Below are 20,481 nucleotides of genomic sequence, written 5' to 3'. Positions count from 1 at the left end.
CCGGAGGAATAATGACCAAGTCAGAATTGATAGAAAGACTTGCAACCCAGCAATCTCACATCCCGGCGAAAGCTGTAGAAGATGCAGTTAAAGAGATGCTGGAGCATATGGCCTCTACTCTCGCTGAAGGTGAGCGTATTGAAATCCGGGGTTTCGGCAGTTTTTCCTTACACTATCGCGCACCTCGCACCGGACGTAACCCAAAAACTGGCGATAAAGTTGATCTGGAAGGTAAATACGTTCCACACTTTAAACCAGGTAAAGAATTACGTGACCGCGCCAACATTTACGGTAATTAAATCTTCGGATTTGATTCTCAAGAACGGCACCTACGGGTGCCGTTTTTTTATGCTCAAAATCATCGTTTTCGATTCTGCTCGCAAATAATTATGCCGCTTTTTCATCCTGCTCCAAAAGTCTGGAACCCTTCTCGTAAAACTGATTATCCGTAGCTGACGCCATCTTTTTGATACTTCACACTGCCTTTAACAAGGAGACTGTCGTGAGGAATTCAATCAGATTATGTTTCAGTGCGATTATTGGCATCCTACCTTTGGCATGGTTGCCCGGTATTCCCGGACTGCCAATTATCACAACCCTTCTCTTTGCGACAGTATGTATAGGGCTCATTCCACACCTGTTTGCACGTTATGTCGCATTCGCTCTGTTGTGTTTTTGCTGGGCACTATTCAACGCAAGAGAAAGCCTGACGCCTTTCGAACAATGGGCCAATAAACCTATTGCGGTTGAAGCGGTAATGACGAGTACGGACGGTAAGCAAAACCACGATTGGGAAATGGTCTCGGTTGAGGGGAAACAAATATTTCCGCCTGTCGGTATCAGGAGCCGAGGGAGTTACTTACCCAGTAGCGTCTGTGCTGGACAACGCTGGCGCATGAAACTGCAGCTCCGGCCTGTGCATGGCCAACTGAACGATGGGGGTTTTGATAGCCAGAGATATGCTCTTGCGCAGCACCAACCTTTGAGCGCACGTATAATCTCGGCTGAGGCAATCAAGCCACAATGCAGTTTACGCGCTCAATGGTTGGCAGCTGTTCAACGTGCAACTCAATCGCTGCCGTATCAAGGCGTGATTTTGGCATTAGCATTTGGCGACCGATCGGGAGTGAGCGATGAGCAGAAAAACTTACTTCGCCAGAGCGGAACGGCACACCTTATGGCCATTTCAGGGATGCATATCTCACTGGCTGCGATGGTTGGCTGGCTTATCGCCCGCTTAATACAGTTGAGTTTTCCTGCACATCGAATTCATTTCAGAATGCCTTTAATCGCGAGTGTTATCGCGGCCGGTGCTTATACCTGGCTCGCGGGTGGAAACCCTCCAGCGGTAAGAGCGTTGATTGGGGTTGTTATCTGGCTTTTTCTAAGGCTTCAAGGGCGATGTTGGTCCGGGTGGGAGGTCTGGCTTTGCTGCATCACGGGTATTCTGATTTATGACCCTGTTACAGTTTTGTCTGACAGCTTTTGGCTATCGGTACTGGCGGTTGCATCACTTATTTTTTGGTATCAATGGATGCCACTTCCACGGTTCCTGGCAAGGGCAAAAGGGCTTTATCGTTACCCGCTCTCATTATTGCACTTACAAATTGGCATCATGATTTTGCTCATGCCGCTCCAGATTTTCATTTTCCACGGCATTAGCCTTAGTGCGTTAATCGCGAACTTACTGGCAGTACCGCTGATTACTTTTGCTGTCGTACCGTTGTTGTTGGCGGGATTAGTGCTCACCGCTATTCCGTGGATAGGAGAGCATTTATGGTGGGGAGTTGATCGGCTACTGGCACTGCTTTTTACATCATTGTCAGTGTTCCCTGACGGCTGGCAGGAAGTGGACCAACGTTTCCAGCTTTTGAGCTTGAGTGGTTGGATGGCGGTCATTATTCATCGGTTGTCGTTATGGCGAAGTTCGTCTCTATCGGTGATTGCCCTAATGGTATCTCTGGCCGCTTCCACCATGCGGACGGAGAAAAAAGACGACGCGTGGCAAATCACCATGCTGGATGTGGGACACGGGCTGGCTATAGCCCTGATACGGCAAGGGAAAGTTTTCCTATACGATACCGGTAATGCCTGGCCTGGTGGCGATGCGGCCCAGCAAGTGATTATTCCATGGTTGCGCTGGCACAATCTTACTCCTGAGCAAGTTGTTATAAGCCATGAGCACCTCGATCATCGCGGCGGCTTAATCAGTTTGCAGCGAGAATGGCCTTCATTGAAAATTCTCAGCCCACTGCGCTGGGCGGGGCATCACCCCTGTTTTCAAGGGCAGGAGTGGCAATGGCGGGGCTTACAATTTAGTGTGTTATGGCCCCCAACTCAGCCAGTCATGACGGGTAATAATGGTTCTTGTGTGGTGATGGTCAGTGACGGACACTTTCGGATTTTATTGACTGGAGATGTAGAGGCTGAGGCGGAATTGGCAATGCTCAAGAAGCGGTGGGGAATCTTACGTGCTGATATTATTCAGGTTCCTCATCACGGAAGCCGTACATCATCTAGCGCACCGCTATTGCGTGCTGTTTCCGCAAGTGCGGCGCTTGCATCAACGTCGCGCTACAACGCATGGCATTTACCCTCAGTGAAAGTCGTCCAACACTATAAATCTCAGGGATACAAATGGTATGACACGGCGCATTCAGGTCAGCTTACTATCGATATAAATAATGATAAATGGCAAATCAATGGCTTCAGAGAACAAATTTCACCCCGTTGGTATCATCAGTGGTTTGGTGTATCCCGGGATAATGGGTAGAATATGCGGCTATTTCATCTAATGCTGGTTTACTGAATGCATAACGATAAAGATCTTTCCACATGGCAGACCTTCCGCCGCCTTTGGCCGATGATTGCTCCTTTTAAGCCGGGTCTGATTGTGGCTGGTATTGCGTTAATCCTGAACGCTGCCAGTGATACCTATATGCTGTCTTTGCTTAAACCGTTACTGGATGATGGTTTTGGAAAAACTGATAAATCGGTGTTGCTATGGATGCCGCTGGTTGTTATCGCGCTAATGGTGCTGCGCGGTGCGACGAGTTACGTCTCCAGCTATTGTATCTCCTGGGTTTCTGGGCAAGTTGTCATGAACATGCGTCGTCGCTTGTTCAGCCACATGATGGGGATGCCGGTTGCGTTCTTTGACCAACAATCCACTGGCACACTGCTCTCACGTATTACTTACGATTCTGAACAAGTTGCTTCCTCATCTTCTAGCGCGTTAATCACCGTTGTACGTGAAGGCGCATCTATCATTGGCCTGTTTGTGCTGATGTTTTGGTATAGCTGGCAACTTTCGTTGATCTTGATTGTCCTGGCACCTATCGTTTCAATTGCGATTCGTCTGGTTTCCAAACGTTTCCGCAATATCAGCAAAAATATGCAAAACACCATGGGGCAAGTCACCACCAGTGCAGAGCAGATGCTGAAAGGCCATAAAGAAGTCCTGATCTTTGGTGGTCAGGAAGTGGAAACTGAACGCTTCAACAACGTCAGTAACCGTATGCGTCGCCAGGGAATGAAACTGGTTTCAGCTTCATCTATTTCTGACCCAATCATTCAGCTCATTGCTTCTCTGGCGCTTGCATTCGTTATTTACGCTGCAAGTTTCCCTAGTGTGATGGAAACGCTGACCGCCGGTACGATTACCGTTGTGTTCTCTTCAATGATTGCACTGATGCGCCCACTGAAATCACTGACTAACGTCAATGCTCAATTCCAGCGCGGTATGGCGGCTTGCCAAACTCTGTTCTCTATTCTCGACTCCGCGCAAGAGAAAGACGAAGGGACGCGTGTCATTGAACGTGCCAAAGGCGATGTTGAATTCCGTGACGTGACCTTTACCTATCCTGGTCGTGAAGTGCCTGCGCTGCGTAAGATCAACCTGAATATACCTGCCGGTAAGACGGTGGCATTGGTTGGGCGTTCCGGTTCCGGCAAGTCGACAATCGCCAGCCTGATGACGCGTTTTTACGATATTCAGGAAGGTAATATTACGATTGATGGGGTGGATATTCGTGAATACACCTTATCCTCTCTGCGTAATCAGGTTGCTCTCGTTTCACAAAACGTTCATTTGTTCAATGACACCATTGCCAACAATATCGCCTATGCACGTACTCAACAGTACAACCGTGCCGACATTGAAAATGCTGCACGTATGGCGTACGCAATGGACTTCATTAGCAAGATGGAGAACGGCCTGGAAACTATTATCGGTGAAAATGGCGTATTGCTCTCAGGGGGTCAACGCCAGCGTATTGCCATCGCTCGTGCATTATTGCGTGATAGCCCAATCCTGATTCTTGATGAAGCGACCTCCGCTTTAGATACGGAATCAGAACGTGCCATTCAGGCGGCGTTGGATGAACTGCAGAAAAACCGTACGTCACTGGTCATTGCTCACCGCTTATCAACCATTGAACAGGCTGATGAAATTGTGGTGGTGGAAGACGGTCGTATCGTGGAACGCGGTCCTCACGCAGAGTTGATTGAGCATCGTGGGGTTTACGCCCAACTACATAGAATGCAATTCGGTTCATGATAGAACGCATTTGGTCGGGAAAATCTCCCCTCTACCTTTTGCTGTTACCGCTCTCCTGGCTGTACGGCTTGGTGAGCGGTGCAATACGTCTTTGCTACCGGTTAGGAGTCAAAAAGTCCTGGCGTGCTCCGGTGCCGGTGGTGGTGGTTGGCAATCTGACGGCTGGTGGCAATGGTAAAACACCCGTTGTGATATGGCTGGTTGAACAACTACAGCAGCGCGGTATCCGCGTTGGGGTGGTTTCCCGTGGTTACGGCGGTAAAGCCGAGCACTACCCCTTGTTGCTCGACGATACTACCACCACCTCCCAGGCAGGTGATGAACCGGTACTGATCTATCAGCGTACTGGTGCTGCAGTTGCTGTCGCTCCACGCCGCAGTGAAGCGGTGCAAATGTTGGTGGAAAAAGCACAACCGCAGTTGATCATCACCGATGACGGTTTGCAGCATTATGCGTTAGCGCGTGACAAAGAAATCGTGGTCGTTGATGGTATCAGGCGCTTTGGCAATGGCTGGTGGCTTCCTGCCGGGCCGATGCGGGAACGAACGGGCCGTCTGGCCTCCGTTGATGCGGTCATCACCAATGGTGGTGAGGCTCAACCGGGTGAAATCGGCATGACATTGCAACCAGGTGAAGCGGTTAATTTGTTGACGGGGGAGCGCCGTCCGGTACATACACTGGGAAACGTGGTCGCTATGGCTGGAATTGGCCACCCGCCGCGTTTTTTCGCGACTTTACAGCAATGTGGTTTGACCCCGATTCGTACGGTCAGTCTCGCAGACCATCAGGCATTAAGCGAAAGTGACGTCGAGAAATTAGTGCAACCGGGTCAGACCCTGTTAATGACCGAAAAAGACGCAGTGAAATGCCGAGTATTCGTTACCGGTCATGATAACTGGTGGTTTTTGCCGGTGGATGCCCATCTGGCACAACCTCAAGCCGATGCGTTATTGCAGTCATTATTGGCGCTGGTGCGTTAAGCCTAATTTAGCGCACCAGAATTCGAGTTTGCTAAAGACAGGACTCTTTTATGTCCGTACCGCAACTGACTTTACGTGCCGCTCGTAACCTCCATCTCGCGGCGCAAGGATTGCTCTTAAAGCCCCGCCGCAGCCCAAAACCTACCGATGTTGTTGCGGCCATTAACCGCATGTCGTTGCTCCAAATCGATACCATCAATATTGTCGCTCGAAGCCCCTATCTGGTGTTATTCAGCCGTCTGGGGCATTTCCCGCAAACCTGGCTTGACGATGCTTTGCTTAACGGCGATTTAATGGAGTATTGGGCACACGAAGCCTGCTTTTTACCGAGAAAAGATTTTTCGTTGATCCGTCATCGGATGCTGAATCCCGAAAAAATGGGTTGGAAGTATCGTCCTGAATGGATGGTTGAGCATGCCGAAGAGATTGAAAAACTCCTGACTCATATTGAGAACCATGGCCCGGTACGTTCTGCTGATTTTGAACATCCCCGCAAAGGTACGAGCGGGTGGTGGGAGTGGAAGCCTCACAAGAAACATCTTGAGGGCCTATTTACAGCCGGGAAAGTCATGGTGATTGAGCGGCGCAATTTTCAGCGTGTCTATGATCTAACCTCGCGCGTAATGCCGCACTGGAATGATGAACTGCATCTTATCCATCAGCACGATGCCGAGCAGCAAATGCTGGAAAACAGTGCGCGCAGTCTCGGCATTTTCCGCCCTGAATGGTTGGCTGATTATTACCGGTTGAAGAATATCTCTATTAAGCCGTTGCTCACCCAATGGCAGGAAAAGGGGCGTGTTATCCCGGTTAATGTTGAGGGTGTTGGCGAAATGTGGCTGCACTGCGACCAGTTCCCATTACTTGCCAAAGCCGAACAAAACACGTTGCGGGCCACCCACACTGCGGTGTTATCACCGTTTGATCCTGTTGTCTGGGATCGTAAGCGTGCCGAAGCGCTATTTAACTTCTCTTATCGTCTTGAATGTTACACTCCCGCCGAAAAACGCAAATACGGATATTTCGTTTTGCCATTGCTGCATCAAGGCGCGCTTGTGGGGAGAGTGGATGCAAAAATGCATCGTAAATCCGAAGAACTGGAGATTATCAGCCTGTACCTTGAGGACGGGCCGAAGCCCAGCCAGTCCTTGATTAATGGCCTGCATACGGCATTTACTGATTTTGCTTATTGGCAAGGTGCTAAGCAGATTCGCCTCGGTAATATCCCGACGGAATTTGCTTCTTCATGGGGCGAAGGTTGGGAAATTAGCCCAGAGAACACGTGAGTTATGTTATTCTTTCGCCTTTGATGGCGGTCATTCTGGAGTAACCATGGATCATCGATTACTTGAAATCATCGCTTGCCCGGTTTGTAACGGCAAGCTCTACTTTAATCAGGAAAAGCAGGAGCTTATCTGCAAACCTGATCACCTGGCGTTTCCTCTGCGCGAGGGTATTCCAGTACTGCTGGAAACTGAAGCTCGAGTGCTGACTTCTGACGAGACTAATCCATGAGTTTTGTGGCAATAATTCCTGCTCGCTATGCTTCCACACGCTTACCGGGCAAACCGTTAAAAGATATTAACGGTAAACCAATGGTGGTTCATGTTCTGGACCGTGCACGCGAGTCGGGAGCTGATCGCATTATTGTTGCAACCGATCATGAAGACGTTGCTCGTGCTGTTGAAGCGGCGGGTGGCGAAGTGTGCATGACCCGGGCTGACCATCACTCTGGCACGGAACGTCTTGCTGAGGTTATTGAAAAATACCAGTTTAGCGATGATACCGTGATTGTGAATGTGCAGGGTGATGAGCCGATGATCCCTCCGGTTATCATTCGCCAGGTTGCCAGCAATCTGGCCAATAGCCAGGCGGGCATGGCAACACTTGCAGTGCCAATCGACTCTGCGGAAGAAGCATTCAATCCGAACGCGGTAAAAGTGGTGATGGATGCGCAGGGTTATGCACTTTATTTCTCCCGCGCGACTATCCCATGGGACAGAGACCGTTTTGCGCAGTCTCGCGAAAAGATTGGTGATTCTCTGCTGCGCCACATTGGTATCTACGGCTACCGTGCAGGTTTCATTCGTCGCTATGTGACCTGGGAACCAAGCCAGCTTGAACAAATCGAAATGCTCGAACAATTGCGCGTGCTGTGGAATGGCGAAAAAATCCATGTTGCCGTCGCGAAAGAAGTTCCGAGTATTGGCGTTGATACGCCTGAAGATTTAGAGCGTGTCCGTCAGGCGATGCGCTAACAGACCTGTCCTCATTGAAGTTGTAGGGTACAGAGCGTAGCTTACGTCCATGTATAAAAAAACCGGCGAAAAACGCCGGTTTTTTTATTATCTCAAGGCATATTGATCTCAGGTGATGACAACGTGCGCCCGCAAGCTCATTATAAAAACACCAGTGTTGCAAGGGGTAATGAGTCATGGAGCTGCTACGCAAGGAATTGAGTCATCTGCTGGGTGAAAAACTAAGCCGGATAGAGTGCATCAACGAACAGCCAAACACCGCTCTATGGTCGCTGTATGACAGCGAGGGTAATGCGATGTCTTTGCTGGCGAAAAGTTTTAGCACCCGAGGTCTTGCTGCGCAACTCGCCTGGAAAATGTCCATGCTGGCACGATCCGGTACGGTGCGTTTGCCTGTGGTCTACGGTGTGGTGACGCATGATGACACCCCAGGGCCAGACGTGCTTTTAATGGAGCGCTTGCGTGGCGTGCCGGTCGAAGCACCCACCCGCACGCCAGACCGCTGGGAACATCTAAAAGACCAAATTGTGGAAGGGCTGCTCGCCTGGCATCGCGTTGATAGCCGTGGTTGTGTGGGCCACGTCGACAGCACCCAAGAAAATATCTGGCCCTCATGGTATCGGCAGCGTGTCGAAATGCTGTGGACGACCCTCAATCAGTACCCCAATAATGGCCTGACCATGCAGGACCGCCGAATCTTGTTCCGTACCCGCGAATGTATGCCGCGCTTATTCGAAGATTTCAACGATAATTGCGTGCTGGTGCATGGTAACTTTACGCTCAGCAGCATGCTGAAAGACGGGCGCAGCGACCAATTACTGGCCATGGTTAATCCTGGAATGACGCTTTGGGCACCGCGTGAATATGAAATATTCCGTCTCTACGAACAAGGGCAGTCGGAAAGTCTGCTTTGGCATTATTTACAGCGAGCACCGGTAGCTGAGTCGTTCTTGTGGCGGCGGTGGATGTACGTCTTGTGGGATTGCATCGCGCAGCTGTTACAGTCGGGCCGACTTAATCGACCCGCCTTTGATATCGCTTCGAAAAACTTAATGCCCTGGCTCTCCTGACGATCCTTTTAACCATTGCCAGACGCGTCCCACACTTTCATAAATGGCACGATCGCTGTGCATTAACCAAACCGGCGCTGGGATAATTCGCTCCCATGGATTAAGTGGTGATGTAATGGCCATTTGATTAGCCGGTGCGGGAATCGGATTCAACCCAGCATGACGGAAGAAAATCACCGCACGCGGCAGATGGGATGCGGAACTCACCAATAAAAATGGCTGATGTCCAAGGGTTTTTGCAACCGCTGCCGCTTCTTCTTCAGTATCTTTTGGTTCTTCAAGCGTGATGATTTGCGAGCGCGGAACCCCAAGGCTTTCTGCCACCCGAGCCCCTGCTTCTGCGGTACTGACCGGATTTGTCACCGCTCGTGCACCGGTAAAGATCATTTTTGCGCGGGGATTAGCCTGCCACAGACGTACCGCTTCGGTCACGCGTGGCAAACTATTGTTGATAAGATTGGAACTTGGTGCCCATTCTGGGTTCCATGTATAGCCGCCGCCAAGCACCACGATGTAATCCACTTTTTCACTACCGCGCCAGGTTGGGTAGGTATCTTCAATAGGCTTGAGCATTTTGTCAGCCACCGGCTGCAGGCTAATCAGCAGCAAAACTAACCAGCTCAGGCTTAATAGCGTCTTTGCACTTTTTTGCCAACGGCTGAACCATAGCAAGCAAAGCGCAATACCCATCACCAATAATAAAAAGGGCAAGGGGAGCAGCAGCCCGCCGATATATTTTTTCAGGATAAAAAGCATGATTTATGGGTCCTTTTTTAGCCATACAGCAGGTAAACGCTGGTGATATTACACCAGACGGGTTCATTCTTGGCTCGGCTGTGCCAAAATAGCGGCCTTCTGAGATGATCCCTTTCCCCCATGGAGCCGTACCCGTGCGTGACCGCAATTTTGACGACATTGCTGAGAAGTTCTCACGCAACATCTACGGTACAACCAAAGGACAGCTCCGCCAGGCCATTTTATGGCAAGATCTTGATGCTCTGCTTTCCACGCTGCCTGAAAAATTACGCGTGTTGGATGCGGGGGGGGGCGAAGGGCAAACTGCGTGTGGACTTGCTGAACGCGGCCATGACGTCCTGCTTTGTGATGTTTCTGCTGAGATGATCTCCCGCGCCCAGGCCCTGGCCTGTGAAAAAGGTGTGAGCAGCAACATGCATTTCATACATTCATCAGCACAAGATATTGGTCAACATTTGGAAAAACCGGTTGATCTGATATTGTTTCACGCTGTGCTGGAATGGGTCGTCGACCCGCAAGCTGTGCTTAAAACCTTGTGGGAAAACCTTGCACCCGGCGGTGCTTTATCCTTGATGTTCTACAATGCTAACGGCTTGCTGATGCGAAACATGTTTGTCGGCAACTTCGAATATGTTCTCCAGGGTATGAAAAAGAATAAGAGAAAAACACTTTCGCCTGACAATCCGCTGCAGCCAGAACAGGTTTATCACTGGCTGGAGCAAATTGGCTGGCAGATTACCGGTAAAACCGGTGTGCGAGTGTTCCACGATTACTTGCGCGATAAGCACAAACAACGCGATGGTTTTGAGAATTTGCTTGAACTGGAAACGCGTTATTGCCGGCAGGAGCCTTTTGTGAGCCTCGGCCGCTATATCCACGTGACAGCAATCAAGCCGCTTGAGCCAAGGAAAAATTATGAGTGATGTTTCCCAGACAGTGCCGGAACTGGTTGCCTGGGCCAGGAAAAATGACTATTCGATTTCGCTACCGACAGAACGTTTGACGTTTCTGTTGGCGATCGCCACGTTGAATGGTGAGCGGCTCGACGGTGAAATGAGTGAAGGTGAACTGATTGATGCCTTCCGTCATGTGAGTGACGGGTTTGAGCAGACCAGTGAAACCATTAACGTTCGTGCCAATAACGCCATCAATGATATGGTGCGCCAGCGTTTGCTTAACCGTTTTGTCAGCGAAATCAACGAAGGTAATGCTATTTATCGCCTGACTCCACTCGGCATTGGCATCACTGATTACTACATTCGCCAGCGTGAGTTTTCGACGCTGCGTTTATCGATGCAATTGTCGATTGTGGCAGGTGAACTGAAACGCGCCGCCGATTCGGCAGATGAAGGCGGTGACGAATTCCACTGGCACCGTAACGTCTTCGCTCCCCTGAAATATTCTGTTGCCGAGATTTTTGACAGTATTGATCTCACCCAACGCATCATGGACGAGCACCAACAACAGGTTAAAGATGACATCGCGCAACTGCTGAACAAAGACTGGCGTGCCGCCATTTCCAGTTGCGAAATGTTATTGTCGGAAACCTCCGGCACATTGCGGGAACTACAAGACACCCTGGAAGCGGCGGGCGACAAACTGCAGGCTAACTTGCTACGTATCCAGGATGCGATTCTGGGGCGTGATGATCTGCACTTTGTTGACCGTTTGGTGTTTGATCTGCAAAGCAAACTCGACCGTATCGTCAGTTGGGGCCAACAGGCAATCGACTTGTGGATAGGTTACGACCGCCACGTTCATAAATTCATTCGTACCGCTATTGATATGGATAAAAACCGTGTCTTTGCCCAGCGTTTGCGTGTTTCGGTACAGAACTATTTCGATGCGCCATGGGCGCTGACCTATGCCAACGCCGACCGCTTGCTCGATATGCGCGATGAAGAGATGACATTACGTGACGAAGAAGTGACCGGCGAACTGCCAAGTGATTTGGAATTCGAAGAGTTTAATGAAATCCGCGAACAACTTGCCGCGATGATCGAGGCTGCACTACAGGTCTACAAAACCAGACAAGTGCCGCTAGATTTAGGCTTGGTAATGCGGGACTATCTGGCGCAATACCCACGCGTTCGTCATTTTGATGTGGCGAGAATCGTAGTCGACCAGGCGGTACGTCTGGGTGTGGCTGAAGCAGATTTTACTGGCTTGCCGCCACAGTGGCAGGCAATTAACGATTACGGAGCCAAGGTACAGGCGCATGTCATCAACAAATATTGAAAAAGTGATGCCAGTAAAACTGGCACAGGCGTTGGCCAATCCGTTATTTCCGGCACTCGATAGCCAATTACGTGCAGGTCGGCACGTTGGGCTCGACGAGCTGGATAATCATGCCTATTTGATGGACTTCCAGGATGAACTGGAAGAATTTTACACCCGCTATAACGTGGAGCTGATTCGCGCCCCGGAAGGTTTCTTCTATTTGCGTCCGCGCTCCACCACGCTGATTCCACGCTCTGTGCTGTCAGAACTGGATATGATGGTCGGTAAAATTCTTTGCTACCTCTATCTCAGCCCGGAGCGCCTGGCAAACGAAGGTATCTTCACGCAGGTTGAGTTGTACGATGAGCTGCTAACACTGGCGGATGAAAACAAGTTACTTAAACTTGTGAATAACCGTTCTACGGGCTCGGATCTCGACCGCCAAAAACTGCAAGAAAAAGTCCGTGCTTCATTAACTCGTTTACGCCGCCTCGGCATGATCTGGTTTATGGGCCATGACAGCAGCAAATTCCGTATCTCTGAATCTGTATTCCGCTTTGGCGCCGATGTGCGCGCTGGCGATGATGCGCGCGAAGCGCAATTACGCATGATCCGCGATGGAGAAGCGATGCCGGTGGAAACTCGTTTGCAACTCAATGATGAAACTGAAGAGTCGCAAGCTGTTCAGGATAACGCGGAGGATGAACAGGAATGATTGAACGCGGAAAGTTTCGCTCACTAACGCTGATTAACTGGAACGGTTTCTTCGCGCGTACTTTTGATTTAGATGAACTGGTGACCACACTGTCGGGTGGTAACGGTGCCGGTAAATCCACCACCATGGCGGCGTTTGTTACCGCACTTATCCCCGATTTAACACTGCTGCACTTCCGTAACACCACTGAAGCGGGGGCCACATCGGGTTCACGCGACAAAGGTCTACACGGTAAGTTAAAAGCAGGGGTCTGTTACTCACTGCTTGATGTGGTTAACTCGCGCCATCAACGTGTCGTCGTCGGTGTTCGCCTGCAACAAGTGGCAGGCCGTGACCGTAAAGTTGACATCAAACCGTTCGCGATTCAGGGATTACCCACTTCCATTCAGCCGACACAATTGCTGACGGAAACGCTCAATGAGCGTCAGGCTCGCGTACTGAGCCTGCAAGAACTGAAAGATAAAGTGGAAGCCATCGAAGGCGTTCAATTTAAACAGTTCAACTCGATTACCGATTACCACTCGCTGATGTTCGATTTGGGTATTGTCGCGCGTCGTCTGCGCAGCGCCTCGGATCGTAGCAAGTACTACCGTCTTATCGAAGCCTCGCTGTACGGCGGGATTTCCAGCGCGATTACCCGTTCTCTGCGCGACTATCTGTTACCAGAAAATGGCGGCGTGCGTAAGGCGTTCCAGGATATGGAAGCAGCATTGCGTGAAAACCGCCTGACGTTGGAAGCGATTCGCGTCACTCAGTCAGACCGTGATTTGTTCAAGCATTTGATTTCAGAAGCCACCAACTATGTGGCAGCGGATTACATGCGGCATGCCAACGAGCGACGTATTCATCTGGATAAAGCGCTCGAGTTCCGTCGTGAGTTATTGACCAGCCGTAAGCAACTGGCTGCAGAGCAATATAAACACGTCGAAATGGCGCGTGAACTTGCTGAACAAAGCGGTGCAGAAGGGGATTTGGAAACGGATTATCAGGCGGCCAGTGACCACCTGAACCTGGTGCAGACGGCGATTCGCCAGCAGGAAAAAATCGAGCGTTACGAAGCTGACCTCGACGAGCTGCAAATGCGCCTCGAAGAACAAAATGAAATTGTTGCTGAAGCTTCTGAGCAGCAAGAAGAGAATGAAGCACGCGCTGAAGCTGCTGAACTGGAAGTCGATGAGCTGAAAAGCCAACTTGCCGATTACCAGCAAGCGCTTGATGTTCAGCAAACGCGCGCCATTCAGTATCAACAAGCGTTACAGGCTCTGGAACGTGCACGTTCGCTGTGCCATCTGCCTGACCTGACCGCCGAAAGCGCGGAAGAATGGTCAGAAACTTTCCAGGCAAAAGAGCAGGAAACCACAGAAAAACTGCTGACACTGGAACAGAAAATGAGTGTGGCGCAAACGGCACATAGCCAGTTTGAGCATGCTTATCAGCTTGTCACCGCTATCAATGGCCCTGTGAGTCGCAGTGAAGCCTGGAGCGTTGCGCGTGAATTATTACGTGACAGCAATAACCAGCGCCATTTGATGGAGCAAGTTCAGCCGCTCAGAGCGCGCCTCAACGAACTTGAGCAACGTCTACGCGAACAGCAAGAAGCAGAACGCATGCTCGCTGAGTTCTGTAAGCGTCAAGGAAAACACTTTGATCCTGAGGATCTGGAAGTGTTGCACGAAGAGCTGTCTGAACGCATTGAGACCTTACAGCAGCGCGTTTCTGATGCCAGTGATCAACGCGCAAACCTGCGTCAGGAACAAGAGCAGATTCAGGCTCGTATCAAACGTCTCCAGCAGCGTGCACCTATTTGGCTGGCGGCACAAACCAGCCTCACGCAGCTGTGCGAACAGAGTCATGAGCAGTTTGAAAGCAGCCAGCATGTCACCGAATACATGCAGCAACTGCTTGAACGTGAACGTGAAGTCACGGTTGAACGTGACGAAGTCGGTGCGCGTAAACGGGCTATTGACGAAGAAATCGAGCGCCTGAGCCAACCAGGTGGTGCTGAAGACCCGCGTTTAAATGCGCTGGCTGAACGTTTTGGCGGCGTGTTGTTGTCCGAAATTTATGACGATATCAGCCTTGATGATGCCCCTTACTTCTCGGCATTATATGGCCCATCACGTCACGCCATTGTGGTGCCAGATTTATCGCTGGTGCGCGAGCAATTAGACAACCTGGAAGATTGCCCGGAAGACCTTTATTTAATTGAAGGGGACCCGTCTTCCTTCGATGACAACGTCTTTACGGTTGAAGAGCTAAACGCTGCCGTTCTGGTGAAAACGGCTGAACGCCAGTGGCGTTATTCTCGTCTGCCCGAGTTGCCAATATTTGGCCGCGCCGCGCGCGAAAATCGCCTTGAAAACCTGCATGCTGAACGTGAAACCCTGGCAGAGCGTTTTGCGACACTGTCGTTTGATGTTCAGAAATCACAGCGTTTGCACCAGGCATTCAGTCGTTTCATCGGCCAGCATTTGGGTGTGGCATTTGACGACGACCCGGAAGCGGAAATTCGTCAGCTCAACACCCGTCGTGGTGAAGTTGAACGTGCTATCAGCAGCCATGAAAACGACAATCTGCAACAGCGTCAGCAATATGATCAGGCTAAAGAAGGGGTTGACCAGCTTAACCGCCTGTTGCCGCGTATTAGCTTACTCAATGATGAAACGCTGGCTGACCGCTGCGATGAAATCCGTGAACGCCTTGACGAAGCCGATGAAGCCGCACGCTTCCTGCATCAGTTTGGCAACCCACTTGCAAAACTCGAAGCGGTAGCATCGGTACTGCAAAGTGACCCTGAGCAGTTCGAACAGTTAAAAGAAGATTATCAGTACGCACAACAGGTCCAGCGCGATGCCCGCCAGAAGGCGTTTGCCTTGACTGAAGTGGTCCAGCGACGGGCGCACTTTAGCTACTCTGATTCCGCTGCGATGCTCGATGGTAATAGCGATTTAAATGAAAAATTGCGTAGCCGCCTGGCGCAAGCGGAAGCTGAGCGTACTCGTTCCCGTGAAGCATTGCGTCAGCATGCACAGCAATTAAGTCAGTTCAGCCAGTTAATGGCGTCGCTGAAAAGCTCCTTTGATACCAAAAAAGAGCTGTTAACCGATCTGCATAAAGAACTGCAAGACATTGGTGTTCGTGCTGATATTGGCGCTGAAGAACGTGCCCGCTCACGTCGTGACGAATTACACACAGCATTGAGCAACAACCGTGGCCGTCGTAATCAGCTCGAAAAAGCACTGACTTATTGCGAAGCGGAAATGAGCAACTTGACTCGCAAACTCAAACAGCTAGAACGTAGCTATTTTGAAATGCGCGAACAGGTTGTCACCGCGAAAGCGGGCTGGTGTGCCGTGATGCGTATGGTGAAAGATAATGGCGTTGAGCGCCGTCTGCATCGTCGCGAACTGGCTTATGTCACCGGTGATGAGCTGCGTTCTATCTCGGATAAAGCTTTGGGTGCGCTGCGTTTGGCCGTTGCGGATAACGAACACCTGCGCGATGTATTGCGCATGTCTGAAGATCCTAAGCGTCCAGAACGTAAGATTCAATTCTTCGTTGCGGTTTATCAGCATCTTCGCGAACGTATTCGTCAGGACATTATCCGTACCGATGACCCTGTTGAAGCCATCGAGCAGATGGAGATTGAACTGAGCCGCCTGACGGAAGAACTGACTTCACGCGAGCAAAAACTGGCAATCAGTTCTCGCAGCGTGGCGAATATCATTCGTAAGACGATTCAGCGTGAGCAAAACCGTATCCGCATGCTCAACCAGGGCCTACAAAGTGTCTCCTTCGGCCAGGTGAACAGCGTGCGTCTGAATGTGAACGTGCGTGAAACCCATGCGATGTTGCTGGATGTGCTTTCAGAACAACATGAGCAGCATCAGGACTTGTTTAACAGCAATCGCCTGAGCTTCTCCGAAGCATTAGCAAAACTGTATCAACGTCTGAATCCACAAATTGATATGGGCCAACGCACACCGCAAACCATCGGTGAAGAGCTGCTCGATTACCGTAACTATCTCGAAATGGAAGTAGAGGTTAACCGTGGCTCAGATGGTTGGCTGCGTGCGGAAAGTGGTGCATTGTCGACCGGTGAAGCTATCGGTACCGGGATGTCGATTTTGGTCATGGTGGTTCAAAGCTGGGAAGAAGAGTCGCGCCGTTTACGCGGAAAAGACATCTCCCCATGCCGTTTGCTGTTCCTCGATGAGGCGGCACGTTTGGATGCGAAGTCGATTGCCACGCTGTTTGAGTTGTGCGAACGACTTGAAATGCAACTGATTATTGCAGCCCCTGAGAATATCAGTCCAGAAAAAGGCACCACCTATAAGCTGGTACGTAAGGTTGTTCAGAACCATGAACATGTTCACGTTGTTGGGTTGCGGGGCTTTGCGCCACCGCTTCCCGAGCCCGTCGCTGACACCTTAGAGGCATCATAAAGAACTGCGGGCTACGGCCCGCATTTTTTTTGTTTGCTCTTAATCTTTAATTTTATTTACATTTATACGGGCAATTAAGATTCGCCGTTTATATACTGATCTTAAAACCCAGCGACAAAAGCTAGGTATAAACAGGGGGCAAGGGATGTTGCTTACAAAATTGCACGGTTTTCGACTGTCAGCACTTACGTTTGGGCTGGCACTCAGTTTCGCTCCACTGTTTATGGCACATGCCGATGAGCCAGCAGTCGTTCCATCTGACAGTTCTGCGGTAAGTATTGAACCCACGAGCTCTCCAGACCAGCCGTTACCGCAATCTAACGCTACCGCTAATATGGTGGGCGTGTTACCGCTTGATTCGGCCGGCATGTCTGCTGCACAAAGTCGTTCTCAGCTGATTGCTCAATTGCCGACGGGTTACACGCCTGTTTACCTGAATGCACTCTCGGCGTTCTATGCTGCGCGCGAAATGAAGCCGATGTGGGAGAATCGCGATGCGGTTAAAGCTTTCCAGCAACAACTTGCTGAACTGGCGATTGCAGGCATTCAGCCACAATTCACCACCTGGGTTGAGTTGCTCACCGATTCGTCCGTTACGGGTTTAACCCGTGATATCGTGTTGTCTGATGCGATGATGGGGTATCTGCAATTTGTTTACGGTATCCCAATGGAAGGCAACCGCTGGTTGTACAGCACCAAGCCGTACAAAATGCAGACGCCGCCAATTTCTGTGATTAACCAATGGCAGGTGGCAATTGATCAGGGAACGCTGGCGAGTTTTGTCGACACGTTGGCTCCTCAGCATCCGCAATACACCAAATTGCATCAATCATTGGTGCATTTGTTAAGTGACTCCCGACCGTGGCCGCAATTGACTGGCAGCGAAACGCTGCGTCCAGGTCAGTGGAGCAACGATACGCCCGCGCTCAGAGAGATCCTTGCCCGTACCGGTATGTTGCAAGCTGAGCCTGTGATACCGCTTCCTGAACGCACGAGTGTGTCTACTGCTGCCGTTGCAGTCAGCCCATCGGCCATTCAGTTAGACAGTGAACAGACTGTTCAACAGACCCCTGAAGCGGTCGCCGGTCAGAAAAAGAAATCGGCTCCAGCGGTTCGAAGTGTCTACAGCAACGAGTTGGTGGAAGGGGTGAAACGCTTCCAGAAATGGCAGGGGCTGGGTGTTGATGGGTCAATCGGGCAATTAACACGTGACTGGCTGAATGTGACTCCACAACAGCGTGCTTCACTGGTGGCGTTAAATATTCAGCGTTTGCGCTTACTGCCGAAGAAACTCGATACCGGGATTATGGTCAATATCCCTGACTATTCACTGAGCTATTACCTTAATGGCAGTGAAGTATTGGCTTCGCGCGTTATTGTTGGGCGCCCAGACCGTAAAACACCCATGATGAGCAGTGCGCTCAATAATGTGGTGGTTAACCCACCATGGAATGTCCCACCTACGCTTGCGCGCAACGATATTCTGCCAAAAGTACATCAGGACCCCGGTTATCTCGACAAGCATGGTTATAGCGTTCTGCGTGGTTGGAGCAACAATGCAGAGTCCATTGACCCATGGGGTGTCGATTGGGGCACTATCACTGCAAGCAATTTGCCATTCCGCTTCCAGCAAAAACCAGGGGCTCAGAACTCGTTAGGGCGCTATAAGTTTAATATGCCAAGTTCTGAGGCTATCTATTTGCATGACACACCCAATCACAATCTGTTCCAGAAAGATGCGCGTGCGCTGAGTTCAGGCTGCGTAAGGGTCAATAAAGCTTCTGAGCTGGCAAACATGCTGCTACAAGATGCGGGTTGGAATGATGCACGGATTTCGAGCCAACTCAAAGACGGCAGTACCAAATATGTGAATATTCGTCAGACCATCCCGGTCAACCTCTACTACCTGACGGCATTTGTCGGTGACGATGGACGAACACAATACCGTACAGACATTTACAATTATGATCTCACCGCGCGATCTGGTGCACAAATCCTCTCGAAAGCTGAACTATTGATTCGGTAAATGCAGCAATTCTAATGAATTAGCGGTCGTAATAATTGTGAAACTCATCCGGGGCCTCTACAGGCCCCGGTTTATCTGGGTTTTAGCCTGTCTTGACTCACGTTGTTTTGGCAGTTAAGGTGCCAGGCAGTGCGCCTGAAGGGCATATTATTCGATCGTTTTTTACATGTAGACTTGGACATCATGGACAAATTTGACGCAAACCGCCGCAAGTTGCTGGCGTTGGGTAGCGTGGCTTTAGGTGCCTCGCTGTTTCCAACACAAGCCTTTGCCATGCTATCAACACCGCGCCCACGCATTCTGACTCTTAATAATTTGCATACTGGTGAGTCATTGAAGGCCGAATTTTTTGATGGTAAAGGCTATATTCAGGATGAATTAGCAAGGCTTAATCATTTCTTCCGTGATTATCGCGCGAATAAAATTAAATCCATCGACCCAAAATTATTCGACCAGCTCTATCGCCTGCAAGGCCTGTTGGGGACGAACAAACCCGTACAACTGGTATCCGGTTATCGCTCTTTAGACACCAATAATGAGCTACGTGCTCGTAGCCGTGGTGTGGCCAAAAAAAGCTATCACACCAAAGGTCAGGCAATGGATTTCCATATTGAAGGGATTTCGTTGAGCAATGTTCGCAAAGCAGCATTATCTATGCGCTCAGGTGGTGTAGGATACTACCCCAGAAGCAACTTTGTGCATATTGATACCGGGCCACTAAGGCACTGGTAAAACAACGGAATCCGGCGAATGTTGCCGGTATTGGAGTGTCATGAACTATCACATTATTCCGGTTACCGCGTTTGCCCAAAACTGTTCATTAGTTTGGTGTGAAGAAACGCTACAAGCAGCAGTGGTTGATCCTGGCGGCGAAGCTGAAAAAATCATCCAGCAAGTCACGGCGAAAGGCGTGATGGTCACACAGATCCTGCTAACGCATGGTCACCTTGATCATGTTGGAGCCGCCGCTGAACTGGCAGAACATTACGGTGTTCCAGTTATTGGTCCGGAAAAAGAAGACGAATTTTGGCTACAAGGTTTACCGGCGCAAAGCCAGATGTTTGGGCTTGAAGAGTGTTTGCCACTGACGCCAGATCGTTGGCTGATTGAAGGCGATAATGTGTCGGTGGGAAATGTGCCATTAAAAGTCCTGCATTGCCCGGGCCATACTCCAGGCCATGTCGTGTTCTTTGATGCGCAATCTCAGTTACTGATTTCCGGTGATGTGATTTTCAAAGGTGGAGTGGGGCGAAGTGATTTCCCACGTGGCGACCACGCAGCACTTATTGACTCGATTAAACGTAAACTGTTGCCACTAGGCGATGATGTGACGTTTATTCCAGGCCACGGCCCGCTGTCTACTTTGGGCTACGAGCGTCTGCATAATCCCTTCCTGCAAGACGAATTACCGGTCTGGTAAAATAAGAAGAGCCGCATTGAGCGGCTCTTTTTT

The 20,481-nt window shown here is 50.3% G+C and carries 16 protein-coding genes; 15 read left to right on the top strand and 1 reads right to left on the bottom strand.

What is annotated here, in order from left to right; genetic code table 11:
* Positions 1–11 precede the first annotated feature (11 nt).
* The 8 genes from ihfB to VJY99_RS11435 all read left to right on the top strand — a co-directional run bounded on the left by ihfB (position 12) and on the right by VJY99_RS11435 (position 8,866).
* Positions 12–299, top strand: a complete 288-nt coding sequence (gene ihfB / locus VJY99_RS11470) for an integration host factor subunit beta (RefSeq protein ID WP_324118530.1) — start codon at positions 12–14, stop codon at positions 297–299.
* 203 nt (positions 300–502) lie between these two features.
* Entirely contained in the window at positions 503–2,773 is a 2,271-nt protein-coding gene (locus VJY99_RS11465; RefSeq protein WP_324118538.1) for a ComEC family protein, read from the top strand.
* A 36-nt stretch (positions 2,774–2,809) separates the two neighbouring features.
* On the top strand, positions 2,810–4,558 hold the full coding sequence (gene msbA, locus VJY99_RS11460; RefSeq protein ID WP_324118528.1) for a lipid A ABC transporter ATP-binding protein/permease MsbA: 1,749 nt from the start codon (positions 2,810–2,812) through the stop codon (positions 4,556–4,558).
* The gene (gene lpxK, locus VJY99_RS11455) at positions 4,555–5,538 is read left to right on the top strand and encodes a tetraacyldisaccharide 4'-kinase (protein WP_324118526.1); all 984 of its coding nucleotides are present in this window, start codon (positions 4,555–4,557) and stop codon (positions 5,536–5,538) included. The genes msbA and lpxK overlap by 4 nt, the downstream gene beginning before the upstream one ends.
* Positions 5,539–5,588: 50 nt before the next feature.
* Entirely contained in the window at positions 5,589–6,824 is a 1,236-nt protein-coding gene (locus VJY99_RS11450) for a winged helix-turn-helix domain-containing protein (protein ID WP_324118524.1), read from the top strand.
* Between the two features lie 46 nt (positions 6,825–6,870).
* Positions 6,871–7,053, top strand: coding sequence for a protein YcaR (ycaR, locus tag VJY99_RS11445; protein WP_324118523.1), 183 nt, complete (start codon positions 6,871–6,873; stop codon positions 7,051–7,053).
* Positions 7,050–7,796, top strand: a complete 747-nt coding sequence (gene kdsB / locus VJY99_RS11440) for a 3-deoxy-manno-octulosonate cytidylyltransferase (RefSeq protein WP_324118521.1) — start codon at positions 7,050–7,052, stop codon at positions 7,794–7,796. Before ycaR ends, kdsB begins: the two co-directional genes overlap by 4 nt.
* A gap of 176 nt (positions 7,797–7,972) precedes the next feature.
* Positions 7,973–8,866, top strand: coding sequence for a YcbJ family phosphotransferase (locus tag VJY99_RS11435; RefSeq protein WP_324118519.1), 894 nt, complete (start codon positions 7,973–7,975; stop codon positions 8,864–8,866).
* Here the strand turns inward: VJY99_RS11435 and elyC are convergent.
* A complete protein-coding gene (elyC, locus tag VJY99_RS11430; RefSeq protein WP_324118517.1) occupies positions 8,846–9,622 on the bottom strand; it encodes an envelope biogenesis factor ElyC in 777 nt (258 codons plus the stop codon). The genes VJY99_RS11435 and elyC overlap by 21 nt on opposite strands.
* A 134-nt stretch (positions 9,623–9,756) precedes the next feature.
* On the opposite strand from elyC, the gene cmoM reads away from it, so the two are divergent.
* The 7 genes from cmoM (at position 9,757) to VJY99_RS11395 (ending at position 20,448) form a co-directional block, all read left to right on the top strand.
* Complete coding sequence (gene cmoM / locus VJY99_RS11425) at positions 9,757–10,545, top strand: tRNA uridine 5-oxyacetic acid(34) methyltransferase CmoM (protein WP_324118515.1); 789 nt, start codon at positions 9,757–9,759, stop codon at positions 10,543–10,545.
* On the top strand, positions 10,538–11,860 hold the full coding sequence (gene mukF / locus VJY99_RS11420; protein ID WP_324118514.1) for a chromosome partition protein MukF: 1,323 nt from the start codon (positions 10,538–10,540) through the stop codon (positions 11,858–11,860). Before cmoM ends, mukF begins: the two co-directional genes overlap by 8 nt.
* Entirely contained in the window at positions 11,841–12,557 is a 717-nt protein-coding gene (mukE, locus tag VJY99_RS11415) for a chromosome partition protein MukE (protein ID WP_324118512.1), read from the top strand. The genes mukF and mukE overlap by 20 nt, the downstream gene beginning before the upstream one ends.
* Positions 12,554–17,002 (top strand): chromosome partition protein MukB, encoded by a 4,449-nt coding sequence (gene mukB, locus VJY99_RS11410; RefSeq protein WP_324118510.1) that lies wholly within the window; start codon positions 12,554–12,556, stop codon positions 17,000–17,002. Before mukE ends, mukB begins: the two co-directional genes overlap by 4 nt.
* A 145-nt stretch (positions 17,003–17,147) precedes the next feature.
* Positions 17,148–19,028: a L,D-transpeptidase gene (gene ldtD / locus VJY99_RS11405; RefSeq protein WP_324118508.1), complete on the top strand. Its 1,881-nt coding sequence runs from the start codon at positions 17,148–17,150 to the stop codon at positions 19,026–19,028.
* A 183-nt stretch (positions 19,029–19,211) separates the two neighbouring features.
* Positions 19,212–19,760, top strand: a complete 549-nt coding sequence (locus VJY99_RS11400) for a YcbK family protein (RefSeq protein WP_324118506.1) — start codon at positions 19,212–19,214, stop codon at positions 19,758–19,760.
* Positions 19,761–19,800: 40 nt separating this feature from the next.
* Entirely contained in the window at positions 19,801–20,448 is a 648-nt protein-coding gene (locus VJY99_RS11395; RefSeq protein WP_324118504.1) for an MBL fold metallo-hydrolase, read from the top strand.
* Positions 20,449–20,481 lie beyond the last annotated feature (33 nt).

The sequence above is a fragment of the Buttiauxella sp. genome (assembly GCF_035271705.1).
Classification (GTDB): Bacteria; Pseudomonadota; Gammaproteobacteria; order Enterobacterales; family Enterobacteriaceae; genus Buttiauxella.
This window is presented reverse-complemented; position numbering and strand designations above follow the sequence as displayed.